The sequence below is a fragment of the Aquabacterium sp. genome (genome assembly GCF_034003525.1).
Classification (GTDB): Bacteria; Pseudomonadota; Gammaproteobacteria; order Burkholderiales; family Burkholderiaceae_C; genus Aquabacterium.
The window spans coordinates 23131-38400 of the sequence record NZ_JAVEYN010000015.1; the positions used below are offsets into that span (position 1 = coordinate 23131).

The following is a 15270-nucleotide window of genomic DNA, read 5'->3' on the forward strand; positions in this document are numbered from 1 at the left end:
GGGCGGTTTCTCAACACTTGCGAGGGTCGCTCGACGCGCTGTCGATGCTGGGATCACACATCCGGATCTGGCCAGCGGGTGAAATCATGAGTCGCAGGTTACGGTAGGTGACGTCGTCGTTCACGCCTGTGATGTCAATGCGGGCGATGGGGGTGGCGTTGGTGACCCGACCGAAACCATTGAAGGTGACCGAGGTGGCTGCCGTGGTGCCGTCGGTCTGGAGCGCGGTCACTGCCACGCGGGCGCCGCTGTCGCCGATGCCGCGCTTGGTGACGATGCGTGGCGCCGAAGTGGTGGACGGTGCGTCCTCACATCGTCTGAAGGGGTCGGTGACGCTGACCACCCAGGAGCCGCTCGTGTTGGACACTTCGCAGGTGTTGTCCAGTTGATTGTCGGCATTGCTGCTCACCAGCCAGAACGTGATGTTCTGATTGCGTTTGATGGCCTCTGCACGGGCGGCTTGCATGCCTTCCTGCAGCGCATCGGCGGCGCTGCGGATGCGGATGTTGTCCAGCCAGATGGACAAGTTGGGGCCGGCGACCAAGGCCAGGATGGTGATGATGGACACCACCACCATGGCTTCCAGGAGGGTGAATCCGCGTTGTTTCGTCATGGGGTGTGTCAGCAGGAACCGTTGATCAGCCAGCAGGCGGCGGTGACGGATGTGCCCTTGAACGAGGTGGTAGCCCGGGCGCCGGTGTGATCGAGGGTGTAGGTGTTGCCTGGCGCAGCGCCTGAACTGCCGGTCGCGGTGATGAGGTAACCCTGGCCGCTGTCGCTGGGGGTGCAGGTGTAGGTGAAGTATTCGATCTCCGCGCCGAGTTCGGCGGCCGTCAAGGTGGTGTCGGCAGCACCTCCACAGGTGGTGGCCGTGGCAGAGGCCGCGAAGGCTCGGTTGTCTTGGTAGTACTGTTCCAACCTGGCACGGTAAGTGGACAGGTTGCTGAACGCCTCCTGGATATGACTCTTGCGGATGTAGTCGGTGTACGAGGGGTAGGCGACTGCCGCCAAAATTCCAATGATCGCCACCGTGATCATCACTTCAATGAGCGTGAAGCCCTGGTGTGTGCGAGGCAGGGTGGGGTGAGGTGTGTTGCAAGCGGTCATGCCAAAAAAGCCTTTGTGGTTGCTTTGATGATCGGACAAGGGCGGCCGTCTGGGAAGGCGGGGATGCCCGATCTGGGTCAAACATGGCTGAAAAATCACAGCCCGGCAACGAGGGCACCCACTTGGGTCCCCCGTGCGGCGAGATGCTCACCGTCCATCGCATGCAATTGACCGCCTGGCGGCGCCTTGGTGAGGGGTGTTTACGGAGGCGTCGAGCTCAGCGCTCAAAACAGCGCCGAGCTCAGCTTGCGTCGGTACTTATCCACCACCGGGTCATTTGCTGTCACCTCCACCTTGCCGGCGATCTCCAGCTTCGGCTTGCTGTCAGCCCCCGCGGCTGCGGCCGCCTTGGGCGGAATCGGCTTGGGTTGCGGCTTGCTCATCACTTCCAGGATGGCCACATAGGTCTTGCGGGCCAGTTCGTCGTTCCAGCCCTTGTCGCGCATGATGATTTCCAGCAACTCGTCCATGGCTTCGGGGAAGTGGCCGCTGGCAAAGAAGATTTGGGCCAGCTCGAAGCGGGCGGTGAAGTCGCGTTTATTGGCCTCGATGGCGGCAGACAGCTCGGCAGGCGAGCGACCCTGGCGGGCCGAGGCCAGGGCGTCGATGTAGCGGCCAAAGGCGTTGACGCGTTGTTCGGCCAGCAGGCCGGTGGCGCGGTCGGCAATGGGGGCGAAGATGGCCTGGGCGCCCTCCAGCGCGCCTTCGGCCAGCAGCAGCTTGATCAGGTCGTAGCGGGCCTCGTCGTTGCTCGGGTCCTTGGCCAAGGCGTCTTCCAGTTTGGCCAGGGCGGTTTCGGTGTCGCCGGCTTCGGCCAGTTGTTCGGCTTCCAAGGTTTCCAGCTCCGAAGCGATTTCGCCCTCCGCGGGTACGTGCTTGTCGAGGAATTCGCGGATCTTTTCAGGGGGCAGGGCCCCCACGAAGCCGTCGATCGGCTGGCCGCCCACGAACATCACGCAAAACGGGATGGAGCGCACGCCGAACATCTGCGAGAGTTGGCCGGCAATCTCTTGCTGCTCGTCGGCATTGACCTTGGCCAGCAGGAAGCGGCCGCCGTACTCGGTTTCGAGCTTTTCCAGCACCGGGCCCAGGGCCTTGCAGGGGCCGCACCATTCTGCCCAGATGTCCAGCAGCACAGGCTGTTGCAGGGAGGCTTTGATCAGGTCGGATTCAAAGTTGGCAAGGGTGATGTCGATCATGGTGGGCAGATCTTTCCGGGGTGATTCAGATTGTGCGGCGCGCCGGGGCGGCAGCGCCTAAAATTCAGGGTTTTGAGTGACGAGGACGAGCCGTGAGCAGCACGACAGGTTTGACAGGCGCCATCAAGGTGGGCGTGGTGATGGGGTCCAGCAGCGACTGGGATGTCATGCGCCATGCCGCTGACATTCTGACCGAGTTCGGCGTGCCTTTCGAGGCTCAGGTCGTCTCGGCGCACCGCATGCCCGACGACATGTTCCGTTACGCCGAAGCCGCGGCCGATCGCGGCCTGGTGGCCATCATCGCCGGGGCGGGCGGCGCGGCTCACCTGCCGGGTATGTTGGCGGCCAAGACCACGGTGCCCGTTCTGGGCGTGCCGGTGCCCTCGCGTCACCTGCAGGGGGTCGACTCGCTGCACTCTATCGTGCAGATGCCCAAGGGCATTCCGGTGGCGACGTTTGCCATTGGCACGGCGGGTGCCGGGAACGCGGCCCTGTTTGCCGTGGCGATGCTGGCCCATGGCGACGCGGCCTTGCGTGCCAAGCTCGACGCCTTCCGCGCTCGCCAGACCGAGGTGGCGCGCGCCATGACGAACGACCTGACCCTGGACGCCAAGGCATGACCGCTCGCACCGATGTGATCCTGCCCGGCGCGACGCTGGGCGTGATGGGAGGCGGCCAGTTGGGCCGCATGTTCGTGCACGCCGCCCAGGCCATGGGTTACCGCACCGCCGTGCTGGACGCCGATGCGAGCAGTCCGGCCGGACTGGTGTCGCACGCGCACATCCGCACCGCCTACCTGGACGAGGCCGGTCTGGCCGAGTTGGCCCGCGTGTCGGACGCCATCACCACCGAGTTCGAGAACGTGCCCGCTCAGGCGCTGGACAAGCTGGCGGAGTCGCGTCCGGTGGCGCCCGCAGGCCGGGCCGTGGCCATCTGCCAGGACCGCGCCCGTGAGAAAGCCCACTTCGTGGCCTGTGGGGTCGATTGCGCACCGTATGCCGTGATCGAAACGCCCGAGCAACTGGCCGCCGTCACCGACGACCTGCTGCCCGGCATCCTGAAAACCGCCCGCCTGGGCTACGACGGCAAGGGCCAGGTCCGCGTGAAGACGCGCGCCGAACTGGTCGCCGCATGGGACGAGTTGCAGCGCGTGGGTTGTGTGCTCGAGAAGATGCTGCCTCTGGCCTACGAGGTCAGCGTGCTGGTGGCCCGCGGTCGCGATGGTCAGGTGGTGCACTTCCCGCTGCAGGAGAACCTGCACCGGAATGGCATCTTGGCGGTCACCACCGTGCCTGCACCTCACGTGACCGAAGCGGTGTCGCAGCAGGCTTATGCCGCCGCGCACCAGATCGCTGCGTCCATGGACTATGTGGGCGTGCTGTGCATCGAGTTCTTCGTGCTGCAAGATGGCCGCATCGTGGCCAACGAGATGGCGCCGCGGCCGCACAACTCAGGCCACCACACCATCGACGCCTGCGACGTGTCGCAGTTCGAGTTGCAGGTGCGCGCGATGACGGGGCTGCCCTTGGTGGCGCCCGTGTTGCACAGCCCCTGCTTGATGCTCAACCTCTTGGGCGACCTGTGGTTCCCCGAAGGCGCTACCGAGCAGGTGGAGCCTGATTGGGCCGCCGTGCTGGCGCTGAGTGGCACCCACTTGCACCTGTATGGCAAGGCCGAGGCCCGCAAGGCGCGCAAGATGGGGCACCTGACCGTGACGGGTGCCACGCCCGAGGCCGCGCGGGCCACGGCTTTGCAGGCGGCCGCCATCTTGGGCATCGCACCTTTCTGATTGATTCACCTGACGCTCACAGGACGCGCCCATGCCCATGCTCGACCCCGCCACCCAGCCTGATGCGATCGAGCGGGCCGCCCTGCGCCTGGTCGAAGGCGGGCTGCTGGCACTGCCCACCGAGACCGTCTACGGTCTGGGCGCACGTGCCGACGACGATGCGGCGGTGGCGCGCATCTTTGCCGCCAAAGGTCGGCCGGCCGATCATCCCTTGATTGTGCATGTACCCAATCCGCAGGCGGCGCTGCATTTCGTGTCGGCCTTTCCGCCCGTGGCGCAGCGGTTGACGCAGGCCTTCTGGCCCGGCCCCTTGACCGTGATCGTGCCGCGTGACCCGCGTGTGGCCACGGCCGCCGCCGGGGGGCACGACACCATCGGCCTGCGCTGCCCGTCGCACCCGGTGGCGCAGCGTTTGCTCGACGCCTGTGCCCAGCATGGGGTTCTGGGTGTGGCAGCGCCGAGCGCCAACCGCTTTGGCCGCATCAGTCCCACCACCGCGCAGCATGTGTGCGAAGAGTTCGAAGGGCGCGGTGTGGGGTTGGACGAAGTCTGGGTGCTCGATGGCGGCGCGTGTGAGGTGGGCATCGAGTCCACCATCATCGACTGTTCGCGCGGGCATCCGGTGTTGTTGCGACCCGGCAAGCTCACGCTGGCCGAAATCGAAGCGGTGGCCGGTGAGCCGGTGCAATGGTCGCGCCCCGAGGCGCCGGATCCCGCTGCGCCCAAGGCGGCCGGCACCTTGCTGTCGCACTATGCCCCCCGTGCGCGGGTGCGCCTGATGAGCGATGCGCAACTCGCCACGGCCCTGGATGTGATCGAGCCGGAGTTGAGCGCGGCCGCCATCAGCGGTGCGCACAAGGCGCCCCGCATCGCGGTGTACTCGCGCAGTCTGTGGGCGCATCGCCCGCCGCACCCGGGGGTCGTGCATCGCTCCATGCCCGGGGATGCAGCCACGGCGGCGCACGACCTGTTTGCCGATTTGCGGGAGATGGACGCCACAGGGGTCGAGTTGATCTGGGTGGAGGCCCCACCGCTGGACCCCGCCTGGGATGGAGTGCGTGACCGGCTGGATCGGGCGGCTGCCTGATGGCGGGCGGCCCGATGAGGGCCGCTGGCACACGCTTCTTTACATGGCAGGCCGATGCGGGGGCGTGAGGCGTTTTATGCTGTCGGGCTGTCGTCTTGAGTGCATTTCCGGAGATCCCATGTTTGCCACGCCTTCGTCTTTCCTGCCTGTGAGCCTGCGCCGTGTCGGCCTGGTGACCCTAGCGTGCTCGGCACTTGTTTTGTCGGCCTGTGGTGGTGGGGATCGGTCTGAGGACTACAAGCCAGCGAGCATCGTGTCGTTTGGGGATGAGAGCAGCGCGTTTGCCAGTGTCGACTTGTCGGTGCGGAATGATGATGGTTCGGTGATCCCGGGGGATGTGGGGAGGATCACAGGGTTGACCTATGCGGTGAATAGCTTGATCAACCTTTCGGTCAGCGTTTGTACCGACCCTACGGTGGGCGCCCTGTGCGCCAGCGGAACGACTCAAGCTGGAGTGCAGAACTTTTCTGTCACTGGAACCACTTTTGGCTATTTCAAGAGCGTCAATTCGGGCGATGCGTTCAACGTGGTCACACGCATCGAACAGGGGGCGGGTGACTTTGCCACCGTAAAGCGCACCACTGACCAGTTCTACAACTGCTCGGCCTCCAGCATCTGGACGCAGTATGTGGCGCGTGCATTTGGCAAGGGCTATGAAGCGGCCTGCCGTCTGGACCGAGCCGGTGCGGTGAGCCATGCGGTGGCTGGCGCCAAGGTCACCGGTTTGGCTGCCCAGGTTGCCACGGCCCAGTCGGCCGGGCAATTGAAGTCGGGCACGCTGGTCACCTTGTGGCTGGGGCAGAACGATCTGCTGGAGGTTTTCGACAACAGCGGCCTGACATTGGCGCAGAAGGAGGCCGAAGCCAAGGCGCGTGCTGTCACGCTGATCGATGGCGTCAAGCAGATCCTGTCCACGGGTGCCAAGGTGGTGCTGGTGAATGCGCCCAATCTGGCGTATTCGCCTCACGCGCTCGCGAGGAATGCGGTGAGTTGCGCAGGTGTGAGCGATCGCCCATGCAACCCGGAGATGGAGGCCTTGGTGGTGGCGTTCAACAAGCAGTTGATCACCAGCCTGGGGACGGAATATGCCTTGAACGGGCGTCAGCTGGGTTATGTGGACGCCGCGCAGATCACCAACTCCTACGCCCGCAACACCAGCTATGAGAACAAGCGCCAATGCGATGCGGCCAAGATGGTTCGGCCCGATGGCGTTCTGGACAGCAGCTCCTTGGCGTATTGCAATGTGGGCACTTTGGTGAGCAGCGGGAATGTGGCGAACTATCTGTGGGCCGACGACGTGCGCGTGTCATCGACATTGCACAGCGCCATCGCCTCGACGGCATTGACTCGCGCCGCCGAGCAGTTCTGATGACGCGTGGCCGTGCGCAGCCCGCGTGCGGCTTCAGCGAAACCGCAAGCGCATCACCAAGATGGCCGACGCCAGCGTCAAGGTGATCGCATTGGCGATGGTGATGGGCCACGAGCCCTTGGCCACGCCATAGGCCAGCCACAGCGCCACCCCTGCTGTGAAGGCGCTGTACATGCCGACCGAGATCCCCTCCACCTGGCGGGTGCGGAAGATCAGCCAGGCCTGAGGGATGAACGAGCCCGTGGTCAGAACGGCGGCGCCGGTGCCGATCCATTCGATGGTGGAGGGCGTCAGGGGTAGCAGGGCTTGCAAAGGGTTCACGGTGGGACAGCTTTCTTCATTGGTCTTGTCGGGCCCAGTCCAGCAGGGCATCGAGCACGGGGCGCGCCTGGGCCGCCCGAGGGTGCTGGATGAGGCCGACCACCACATGGCGTCGGCCACTTTCGCCGTCCACATAGCCCGCCACGGCGACCACGCCGGACAGTGTGCCGGTCTTGACGCGGGCGTAACCCGCTGCCCCTTGCCAGCGCCGTGCGGTGCCATCCACCCCGGTCAAGGGCAGGGAGGCGATCAGATCGGGCATGGCCGGGCTGGCCCACAGCACTTGCAGCCACTGTCCCAGGCAAGCGGCGGTGCTGCCTTCTGTGCGTGAGAGACCGGCCCCGTTGTCCAGCACCAATTGCCCGGGACCGCACGGTGATGGGGTGCGGTCGGTGGTGGTGGCGTCGCGCACGGTGCGGGCCACGACGTCACGGGCCTCGGCCAGGGTGAGGGCGGTAGGCACCGCGGGCGCCAGGGGCGAGACGGCGGGCGCGCTGTCCGCGATGGCAAGCGTGTGGGGGGCCGGCGGCGTCGAAGAGCGCGCCCCGCCCAGGGTCAGAAACAGCTGCCGCGCCATCACGTTGTTGCTGAACTTGTTGATGTCGCGCACGACTTCGGCCAGGGGGGCCGAGGTCCAGCTTTGCCAAGGCGTGGCATCGACAGGCCAGGCGCCAGCGCGCACCTGACCGTCCAGTTCGCCGCCCCACTGCCGCCAGGTTTGCGTGAGCAGGCGGGCGGCGTAGTCTTCCCCGCTGGCTCCCGACCACAGCACCGGCCAGGTCTGGAGGCCGCAACTCAGCGAATACGGCCCGCGCACGTGAACCTGCCAGGGCGACGGGTGGTGATGCGGCCAGCCGGGTGCGGGGCGCAGTTGCAGGTCCAGCGCCGCGCGCCAGTCTCCGCAGGGGGCAAGCGGGTCGGGGCTGAGTTCGGCCTCCACGCTCACGCCGGCCAGTGGCGGCTCCATCGCCACGCGCACCTGCCCGGGGCGGGCCGCATCGGGCATCAGGTGCAGGGTGATGGCCTGGTGGTTGAGCAGCAGGGCGTCCGGACCGGCGTTGTAGGGGCGCAGGCCCTTGCCGTCGAAAGCCCAGGGGTCGTGCGGCGGCAGTTGGAAGGCGCTGCGGTCGAGCACGATGTCGCCTTGGATGTGCCGCAGGCCGGCCCCTCGCCAGCGCGACAGCATCAGCGACACCTGCTCCATGCGCAGGCTGGGGTCACCGCTGCCGCGCACATGGACCGAGCCCGTCAGGGTGCCGTCCGGGTGAAGTGTGCCGGTCAGGGCGACGTCGGTCTGCCAGGTCCAGGCTGGCCCGAGCGTGCGCAGTGCGGCGCCGGTGGTGAACAGCTTCATCACCGAAGCTGCAGGGCGCCAGGTCTCGCTCAAGTGCTGCAGGCGGGGCGGGCCACCGTCTGCGGACGCCACCCACAGCGACACCGCCTCGGCCGGAATGCCCTGGGCCTGCAAGGCCGACACCACGGGCGCGGGCAGCGACGCTGGCCCACTGGGGGCAGGGCTTTGCGCCCAGGCCGTGGCCCACCCGAACAGGAGCAAGCCCCAGGCCCACGGACGTGGCCTGGCCGGTGGGGCGGCGGACATTCGGGAAGCAGAGGACAATCGCAGGCTGCGCATGCCCACCATCATAGAAGGCGGCGCACTCGCTACACTTCTTGCCATGTCTGTTGCCGCGCCTGTTCTGCTTGCCCTTGATACCGCCACCGACCGTGTCCATGCCGCACTGGCCGTGGGCGCGGCCGTCCAGACGCTGGACCTGCCGGGGGGCGCGCAGGCGTCGACCCAGCTGTTGCCCGCCTTGCAGGGGCTGCTGCGCGACGCGGGTCTGGCCTGGCCGGATCTGGACGCGATTGCGTTCGGCAGTGGCCCGGGCGCCTTCACCGGCCTGCGCACCGCCTGCTCGGTCACGCAGGGGCTGGCGCTGGGCGCCGACTGCCCAGTGATCGTGATCGACACCCTCATGGCCGTGGCCGAGGATGCCCGCCAGCAATCTCCGCAGACGTGCGCTCCGGGCGACGTCGTGTGGGTGCTGCAGGACGCGCGCATGGACGAACTGTACGTCGGCGCTTTCACCTGGGATGGGGCTGACTGGCAGGTCGCGCACGCCACCCAGCTGTGGCCCTTGACCGAGCCGGTGTCCCGCTGGACGCGGGGCAGCCTGACCCCTACAGAGGGCCTGCGCCTGTGCGGCAACGCCTTGCAGGCCTACCCTGATCGCTTTGCCCCTCTGTGGCCCCTGGGCGCCAGGGTGCTGGGCGAGGCGAGCGCGGCACCGCGCGGCGCGGCCCTGGCGGCGCTGGCACAGCGGGCCTGGGCACGTGGTGACACGGTGGATGTGGCCCTGGCACTGCCGCGCTACGTGCGCGACAAGGTGGCGCAAACCACCGCCGAGCGCCGGGCCATCGCCCAGGCGCCGCGCCACATCGACCGCCTGATGACGGTGGACGACATCCCCGCGGTGCTGGAGATGGAGCAGGCGGCCTGCGTGCACCCCGTGCATGCCTGGACGGAGGACAACTATCGCTCATCGTTGCGCTCGGGTTACTGGATGCGGGTGCGCTGCGAGGCCGACAGCGGTCGCATCGTGGCCGTCTGCGTCGCGATGGATGGCGTCGATGAAGTCCACTTGCTCAACATCGTCGTGAGCCGTGCGCACCAGGGGCAGGGCATCGCGCGGGCTTTGCTGGGCCTGTTGTGCGAGCGTTGCCGAGCGCGCCAGGCCGGCCTGCTGTGGCTGGAGGTGCGCCCCAGCAATGAGCGCGCGCTTGCGCTCTATCGTCGCGAGGGCTTTGTCGAAGTGGGGCGACGCAAAGCTTATTACCCCGCGCCAGAGGGGCGCGAAGATGCCCTGGTGATGCGCCGCGACATCGATCTCGGAGGGGCCGCACGTGCGGTGGACTGAGCGTCAGCGCGCCATGCTGCGCGAGATGGGTGTCCCGGCGTTCTGGCCGGTCGAGCCATCACCTGAGCCGGATGTGGGCGAGGCCGCTGCCAGTCGGTCGCACCCGGCCGGTGTGGCCGAAGCCGCCCCGCGGGTGGACGCGCCGATCGCCGCACCGGCTCGCGCCAGTGAGGCGTCGTCTCATGCCATGAACGTGGCCGAGCCGACCCTTGTTCGCCCCGCCCCGCCTGCCACTCGCCCGGCGGCGGGCCCCCTCACTTCCCCCGCTGCCTCACCGAACAGCCGTGCCGCACCACCTGCCGAGGTGGCTCTGGGGCCGCGCCCGACGGGCATCGAGACGATGGACTGGCCGGCCTTGCGCGCCGCCGTGGCAAGCTGCCAAGCCTGCCCCCTCAGCCAGAGCCGCACCCATACCGTGTTCGGCGTCGGTCACATCGAAGCCGACTGGATGATCGTGGGCGAAGCCCCCGGTGAGCAGGAAGACAAGCAGGGCGAGCCCTTCGTGGGCCGCGCGGGTGAGTTGCTCGACCGCATGCTCGAAGCCGTCGGCCTCACGCGGGCCGAGGCTCCGGCCACGCAGCAGGTCTTCATTGCCAACGTGCTCAAGTGCCGCCCGCCGGCCAACCGCAACCCCTTGCCGCCAGAGGTGGCGCAGTGCGAGCCCTACCTCTTGCGCCAGATGGCGCTGGTGCAGCCCCGCGTGGTGCTGGCCATGGGGCGCTTTGCCGTGCAGTCGCTGCTCAAGTCCAGTGAGCCGCTGGGCAAGCTGCGCGGACGGGTGCACCAGGTGCAGGGTGTGCCGGTCATCGTCACCTACCACCCTGCCTACCTCTTGCGCTCACCGGCCGACAAGGCTCTGGCCTGGGATGATCTGTGTCTGGCGCGCGAGGTGCTGATGCAGTCGCGGGCCCAGTCGCGTGCTTGACCGGCTGGTCAAGCGCCTGAGCAATCGCCCGATCAATCGCCCAGATAGCGGTTGCGCCGGAACCACCACACCAGCATCACCACCACCAGGGCCATCAGGCCGAAGGCCAGCCAGAAGCCATGGCTGGCATGGATCAGCGGCAGCGCGTCGAAGTTCATGCCGAACACGCCGGTGATCAGGTTGAGCGGCAGGAAGATGGCCGTCAGCACCGTCAGGGTGCGCATGATGGCGTTGGTGCGGCTGCCTTGCAGCGAGAAGTGCATCTGCACCGCACTCTCCGACGAGGTCTCCAGCCGCCGCACATGGTTGAGCACCCGCTCGATGTGCTCCTGCACATCGCGTGAACGCACCCGCAGCACCTCGCGCTCGCGGGCCGCCACCGGGTCGGTGGGCACCGGCCAGTCTTCCAGCGCGTCGATCCACTCCTGCAGGGCACTGCGCTGGTCCTCGCAGATGTCTTCGAGCATGTGCAGGGTGTTGCGCGACGCCAGCAGCGCCTGCCAGTGGCGAAAGCGCCCACTGCTGCGCAGCATGTCCTGCTGCAGATAGCCGAGCTGGCGGGTCAACAGGCGCCGCAGGTCCAGGTAGCTGTCGACCATGTGGTTGACGATGCGCAGCATCAGGTCGGCCGGGCTGGGTGGCAGCCGCGACGGGCCGCGCCCTTCCGTGCGGTGGCCGTGGGCCAGGCCTGCGAGGTGATGCTCTTCGATCAGTTGGGGATCGACCCCCAGGTGGGCTTCCTCATCGTCGTGCACGGGACGGGACAGTTCGCCCGCCGGCGGCTGGCCGTTGTCACCCGTGGCGTGGCTGCCTTGTCCCAGCTGGCTCAAACGGGTCTGGAAGAAATCCCGCACCGAACAGTCGGCCGGGTGCACCGTCAGCAGCACCCGGTCGAACACCGCAAAGCCCACCGGGCTGGTGTCGATGGCGGCCAAGGCCTGGCTGGCGCTGGAGGCCGTGCCGCGCTCCTCGTCGAGGAACATGCGCTCGGTGCCTTGGCCCGCTGCCAGGCGACGGAACACCAGCAGGTCGTACCACGAGGTGTAGTCGTACTGCGAGGGCAGCTGCGGGTTGATCAGGTCGGAGACGTGCAGGTCCACCAGCCCCCCGCCGGCCAGACGCTGCAGGTGTTGCTGCGCGCGCTCGAGTTGCACCTCGAAGACGCGGCGGCTGCAGGTCACCCACAGGAAACCCTGCGGGGGCAGGGCGGCGGGCCAGTCAGGCAGTTCGGTGAAGCTGTCGTGGATCAGGAAAAAGCGCACGGAAACCCCTGGGTGACGTCGCCCGCATCTTAGCCCTGGGTGCGCAGCTGCTCGGCCGCCTCCAGCGCGAAGTAAGTCAGTACGCCATCGGCGCCCGCACGCTTGAAGGCCAGCAGCGATTCCATCATCGTGGCGTCGTGGTCCAGCCAGCCGTTTTGCGCGGCGGCCTTGAGCATCGCGTACTCGCCGCTGACCTGGTAGGCAAAGGTCGGCACCTTGAAGGTGTCCTTGACGCGGCGCACGATGTCCAGGTAGGGCAGGCCAGGCTTGACCATGACCATGTCGGCGCCTTCCTCGATGTCGAGGGCAACCTCGCGCAAGGCCTCGTCGCTGTTGGCCGGGTCCATCTGGTAGACCTTCTTGTTGCTCTTGCCCAGGTTGGCCGACGAGCCCACCGCATCGCGGAAGGGTCCGTAGAAGGCGCTCGCGTACTTGGCGCTGTAGGCCATGATGCGGGTGTAGATCAGGTTCTGAGACTCCAGTGCCTGACGGATGGCGCCAATGCGGCCGTCCATCATGTCGCTGGGCGCGACGATGTCCACGCCGGCTTCGGCCTGGGTCAGCGCCTGGCGGGTCAACACCTCGACCGTCTCGTCGTTGAGGATGTAGCCGGTCTCGTCGAGCAGGCCGTCCTGGCCGTGGCTGGTGTAAGGGTCCAGCGCCACGTCGGTCATGATGCCCAGCTCGGGGAAGCGGCGCTTGAGTTCGCGCACCGTGCGCGGCACCAGGCCCTCGGGGTTGCCGGCTTCGCGGCCATCGGAGGTCTTGAGCGAGGCGTCGATCACCGGGAACAGGGCCAGCACCGGCACCCCCAGGGTCAGGCAGCGCTCGGCGGCGGCGTACAGCGCGTTGCGCCCCAGCCGCTCGACCCCCGGCATCGAACTCACCGCTTCGCTGCCCTCGTCTTGGTCCAGCACAAACACCGGGTAGATCAGGTCATCGGCGCGCAAGTGGTGCTCACGCACCAGGCGGCGGGAGAAGTCATCCTTGCGCAGGCGACGGGGGCGGTGGTGAGGAAAGGGGGACGAGGTGGTCATGGTGCGATGGGCTCAATCAGGAAGCGTGGGGGCAAAATGCCAAATGCGGCACACATCCGTGCCTGGCAGTGTGGCGGCGGTGAGCCACTCCAAGACAGGCTCGGGCAACCCCCCTATAATTCGCCTTGAATGATACGCCGCAAGGCCTCATTCCCTGCTTTTCCTCCCTGAGCAGGTGCCTTACCGTGATGACAGCGTGAAGGCTTGCAAGCCCCGGCCTCTGGCCGGGGCTCTTTTTTTGCACTTTGCAAAACTTTGCGAGGCTGGTGCGGGGGGCGGGTGGCCATAATCGGGCCATGAGCAATGCCTACCTCTGGGTCAAAGCCCTCCACATCATCTTCGTGGCCAGCTGGTTTGCCGGCCTGTTTTACCTGCCGCGCCTGTTCGTCAACCTGGCCATGGTGCCCGCTGACAGCCACGCCGAGCGCGAGCGCCTGCTCGTCATGGCCCGCAAGCTCTACCGATTCAGCACCATCCTGATGGTGCCGGCGCTGGTGCTGGGCTTCTTGCTGTGGCTGTACTTCGGCATCGGCAAGGGGCCGGGACAGATCTGGATCCACATCAAGCTGCTGCTGGTGCTGGGCGTGGTCGGCTACCACCACGTGTGCCGCCGCCTGCTGCGTACCTTTGAGGACCTGCACAACCATCGCACCCACCGCTGGTACCGGGTCTTCAACGAGGTGTCGGTGCTGTTGTTTGCGGCCATCGTCCTCCTGGTGGTGCTCAAGCCCACCGTGGGCTGAGCGACCTGGGCGCCGTGTCCCGGTCTGTCATGCCCGAGCACCGCAGCGCTGCCTGGCCTCTGACCTGGGTGGCGGTCGCCCTGGTGGTGTATGCCACCTTGCACCCGCTGACGGGCTGGCAGTGGCCGGCCAGCCATAACCTGACTTGGCTGCTGCCCAAGCACCGCCATGAGGTCGCCAATGACCTGGTGGGCAACATTCTGGGCTACCTGCCGCTGGGTCTGATCCTGTGCCTGGCGCACTTGCGCAGTGGCCGCACGGCCCTGTGGGCGGTGCCCTTGACGCTGCTGCCGGCCTCGGGCCTGTCGTACGCCCTGGAGCTGGCGCAGTTCGCGCTGCCCAACCGGGTGCCCTCCATCACCGACTGGATGCTCAACACCCTGGGCGCAGCCTGGGGCACGCTGGCGGCCGTCACCGTGCACGCGCTGGGGCTGGTCGATGGCTGGCACCGCCTGCGTGAACGCTGGTTCATCCCGCAGGCGGGCATGGGGCTGGTGCTCTTGTGGTTGTGGCCGCTGGGCCTGCTGTTTCCGCCGCCGCTGCCGCTGGGGGAAGGGCAGTTGTGGCCGCATGTGCGCCTGGCCCTGGTGGACTGGATGGCTGGCACCCCCTGGCAAGCCTGGCTGCTGCCCGACGATCCGCTCAGCCTGTGGGCGCGCGTGAACATGCCGGCTGTCAGCGAGGCGTGGGCAGCCCCCATCGAAGCCCTGACCGTGGCGGTTGGCATGCTGGCGCCGCTATGCCTGGCCTGCGCGGTGGCCCGCTCGCCTCGGCCACGCCTGGTGATGTGGGCGGCCCTGGTCCTGTCGGCGATCGGGGCCAGTGTGTTATCGGCGGCCTTGAACTTTGGCCCGCCCCATGCCTTCAGCTGGGTGACACTGCCCACCAGTGTGGGCTTGCTGGCGGGTGCGGCGGGCGGCATGCTGCTGGTGCAGCGTGCGCGGATGACGTGCGCCGTGCTCGGGGTGGGGGTGTTGCTGGCGCTGATCGGCCTGATCCACCTCGCCCCCCTCGACCCGTATTACGCCCAGACCTTGCAGGCCTGGGAGCTGGGGCGCTTCATCCGCTTCCACGGCCTGTCACGTTGGTTCGGCATCCTGTGGCCCTATGTGGCCCTGATCTGGCTGCTGACACGGCTGTGGGGTCGCGAAGGCCGCCCGTCCCCCAAGTCATAAAATACGACCATGAGCTATTACCAGCGTCACATTTTCTTCTGTCTCAACCAGCGCATCAATGGCGAAGCCAGTTGCGGGGACCACGATGCCAAGGCCGGCTTCGATCACTGCAAGCAGCGGGTGGCCGAGGCGGGCCTCAACGGCAAGGGACAGGTGCGGGTCAACAAGGCTGGCTGCCTGGACCGCTGCGCGGGCGGCCCGGTGGCCGTGGTCTACCCGGAAGGGGTCTGGTACACCTTCGTGGACAAGTCCGACATCGACGAGATCGTCGACCGTCACCTGGCCAAGGGCGAGGTGGTCGAGCGCCTGGTGCTGCCCGATGACGTGGGGCGCTGACA

Annotated in this window: 16 protein-coding genes; 9 read left to right on the plus strand and 7 right to left on the minus strand. The window is 67.2% G+C overall.

All coding sequences use genetic code 11. From position 1 onward, the window contains the following. Nucleotides 1–10: 10 nt before the first annotated feature. The 3 genes from RBT42_RS10235 to RBT42_RS10245 all read right to left on the minus strand — a co-directional run bounded on the left by RBT42_RS10235 (nt 11) and on the right by RBT42_RS10245 (nt 2306). A complete protein-coding gene (locus RBT42_RS10235) occupies nt 11–613 on the minus strand; it encodes a GspH/FimT family pseudopilin (protein ID WP_320364770.1) in 603 nt (200 codons plus the stop codon). An 8-nt stretch (nt 614–621) separates the two neighbouring features. Next, nucleotides 622–1107, minus strand: a complete 486-nt coding sequence (locus RBT42_RS10240) for a type IV pilin protein (RefSeq protein ID WP_320364771.1) — start codon at nt 1105–1107, stop codon at nt 622–624. A gap of 224 nt (nt 1108–1331) precedes the next feature. Then, nucleotides 1332–2306: a tetratricopeptide repeat protein gene (locus tag RBT42_RS10245; RefSeq protein WP_320364772.1), complete on the minus strand. Its 975-nt coding sequence runs from the start codon at nt 2304–2306 to the stop codon at nt 1332–1334. A 92-nt stretch (nt 2307–2398) separates the two neighbouring features. Here RBT42_RS10245 and purE point away from each other — a divergent pair, with 92 nt between their 5' ends. From purE to RBT42_RS10265, 4 genes are read left to right on the plus strand one after another with little or no spacing between them, the layout of a single operon-like run. Continuing rightward, the gene (gene purE / locus RBT42_RS10250) at nt 2399–2926 is read left to right on the plus strand and encodes a 5-(carboxyamino)imidazole ribonucleotide mutase (protein ID WP_320364773.1); all 528 of its coding nucleotides are present in this window, start codon (nt 2399–2401) and stop codon (nt 2924–2926) included. Beyond that, a complete protein-coding gene (locus tag RBT42_RS10255; protein WP_320364774.1) occupies nt 2923–4095 on the plus strand; it encodes a 5-(carboxyamino)imidazole ribonucleotide synthase in 1173 nt (390 codons plus the stop codon). Before purE ends, RBT42_RS10255 begins: the two co-directional genes overlap by 4 nt. Before the next feature lie 37 nt (nt 4096–4132). Further along, a complete protein-coding gene (locus tag RBT42_RS10260) occupies nt 4133–5182 on the plus strand; it encodes an L-threonylcarbamoyladenylate synthase (RefSeq protein ID WP_320364857.1) in 1050 nt (349 codons plus the stop codon). After that, nucleotides 5154–6551, plus strand: coding sequence for an SGNH/GDSL hydrolase family protein (locus RBT42_RS10265; protein WP_320364776.1), 1398 nt, complete (start codon nt 5154–5156; stop codon nt 6549–6551). The genes RBT42_RS10260 and RBT42_RS10265 overlap by 29 nt, the downstream gene beginning before the upstream one ends. Before the next feature lie 33 nt (nt 6552–6584). Here RBT42_RS10265 and RBT42_RS10270 read toward each other — a convergent pair whose 3' ends face one another. Together RBT42_RS10270 and RBT42_RS10275 are read right to left on the minus strand one after the other, a co-directional pair. After that, a complete protein-coding gene (locus RBT42_RS10270) occupies nt 6585–6872 on the minus strand; it encodes a SemiSWEET family sugar transporter (RefSeq protein ID WP_413785882.1) in 288 nt (95 codons plus the stop codon). Between the two features lie 16 nt (nt 6873–6888). Then, on the minus strand, nt 6889–8472 hold the full coding sequence (locus tag RBT42_RS10275) for a D-alanyl-D-alanine carboxypeptidase/D-alanyl-D-alanine-endopeptidase (protein ID WP_320364778.1): 1584 nt from the start codon (nt 8470–8472) through the stop codon (nt 6889–6891). A gap of 76 nt (nt 8473–8548) precedes the next feature. On the opposite strand from RBT42_RS10275, the gene tsaB reads away from it, so the two are divergent. Together tsaB and RBT42_RS10285 are read left to right on the plus strand one after the other, a co-directional pair. Continuing rightward, a complete protein-coding gene (tsaB, locus tag RBT42_RS10280; RefSeq protein ID WP_320364780.1) occupies nt 8549–9790 on the plus strand; it encodes a tRNA (adenosine(37)-N6)-threonylcarbamoyltransferase complex dimerization subunit type 1 TsaB in 1242 nt (413 codons plus the stop codon). Further along, nucleotides 9777–10715 (plus strand): uracil-DNA glycosylase, encoded by a 939-nt coding sequence (locus RBT42_RS10285; protein WP_320364782.1) that lies wholly within the window; start codon nt 9777–9779, stop codon nt 10713–10715. The genes tsaB and RBT42_RS10285 overlap by 14 nt, the downstream gene beginning before the upstream one ends. A gap of 32 nt (nt 10716–10747) precedes the next feature. Here RBT42_RS10285 and RBT42_RS10290 read toward each other — a convergent pair whose 3' ends face one another. Continuing rightward, the gene (locus RBT42_RS10290) at nt 10748–11977 is read right to left on the minus strand and encodes a magnesium transporter CorA family protein (protein WP_320364783.1); all 1230 of its coding nucleotides are present in this window, start codon (nt 11975–11977) and stop codon (nt 10748–10750) included. 29 nt (nt 11978–12006) lie between these two features. Continuing rightward, the gene (gene hemB, locus RBT42_RS10295; RefSeq protein ID WP_320364784.1) at nt 12007–13014 is read right to left on the minus strand and encodes a porphobilinogen synthase; all 1008 of its coding nucleotides are present in this window, start codon (nt 13012–13014) and stop codon (nt 12007–12009) included. Between the two features lie 296 nt (nt 13015–13310). Here hemB and RBT42_RS10300 point away from each other — a divergent pair, with 296 nt between their 5' ends. From RBT42_RS10300 to RBT42_RS10310, 3 genes are read left to right on the plus strand one after another with little or no spacing between them, the layout of a single operon-like run. Then, the gene (locus RBT42_RS10300) at nt 13311–13757 is read left to right on the plus strand and encodes a CopD family protein (protein ID WP_320364785.1); all 447 of its coding nucleotides are present in this window, start codon (nt 13311–13313) and stop codon (nt 13755–13757) included. Nucleotides 13758–13771: 14 nt separating this feature from the next. Beyond that, on the plus strand, nt 13772–14932 hold the full coding sequence (locus RBT42_RS10305) for a VanZ family protein (RefSeq protein ID WP_320364787.1): 1161 nt from the start codon (nt 13772–13774) through the stop codon (nt 14930–14932). Nucleotides 14933–14941: 9 nt separating this feature from the next. Next, nucleotides 14942–15268, plus strand: a complete 327-nt coding sequence (locus RBT42_RS10310; protein ID WP_300157045.1) for a (2Fe-2S) ferredoxin domain-containing protein — start codon at nt 14942–14944, stop codon at nt 15266–15268. The last annotated feature ends 2 nt before the right edge of the window (nt 15269–15270 follow it).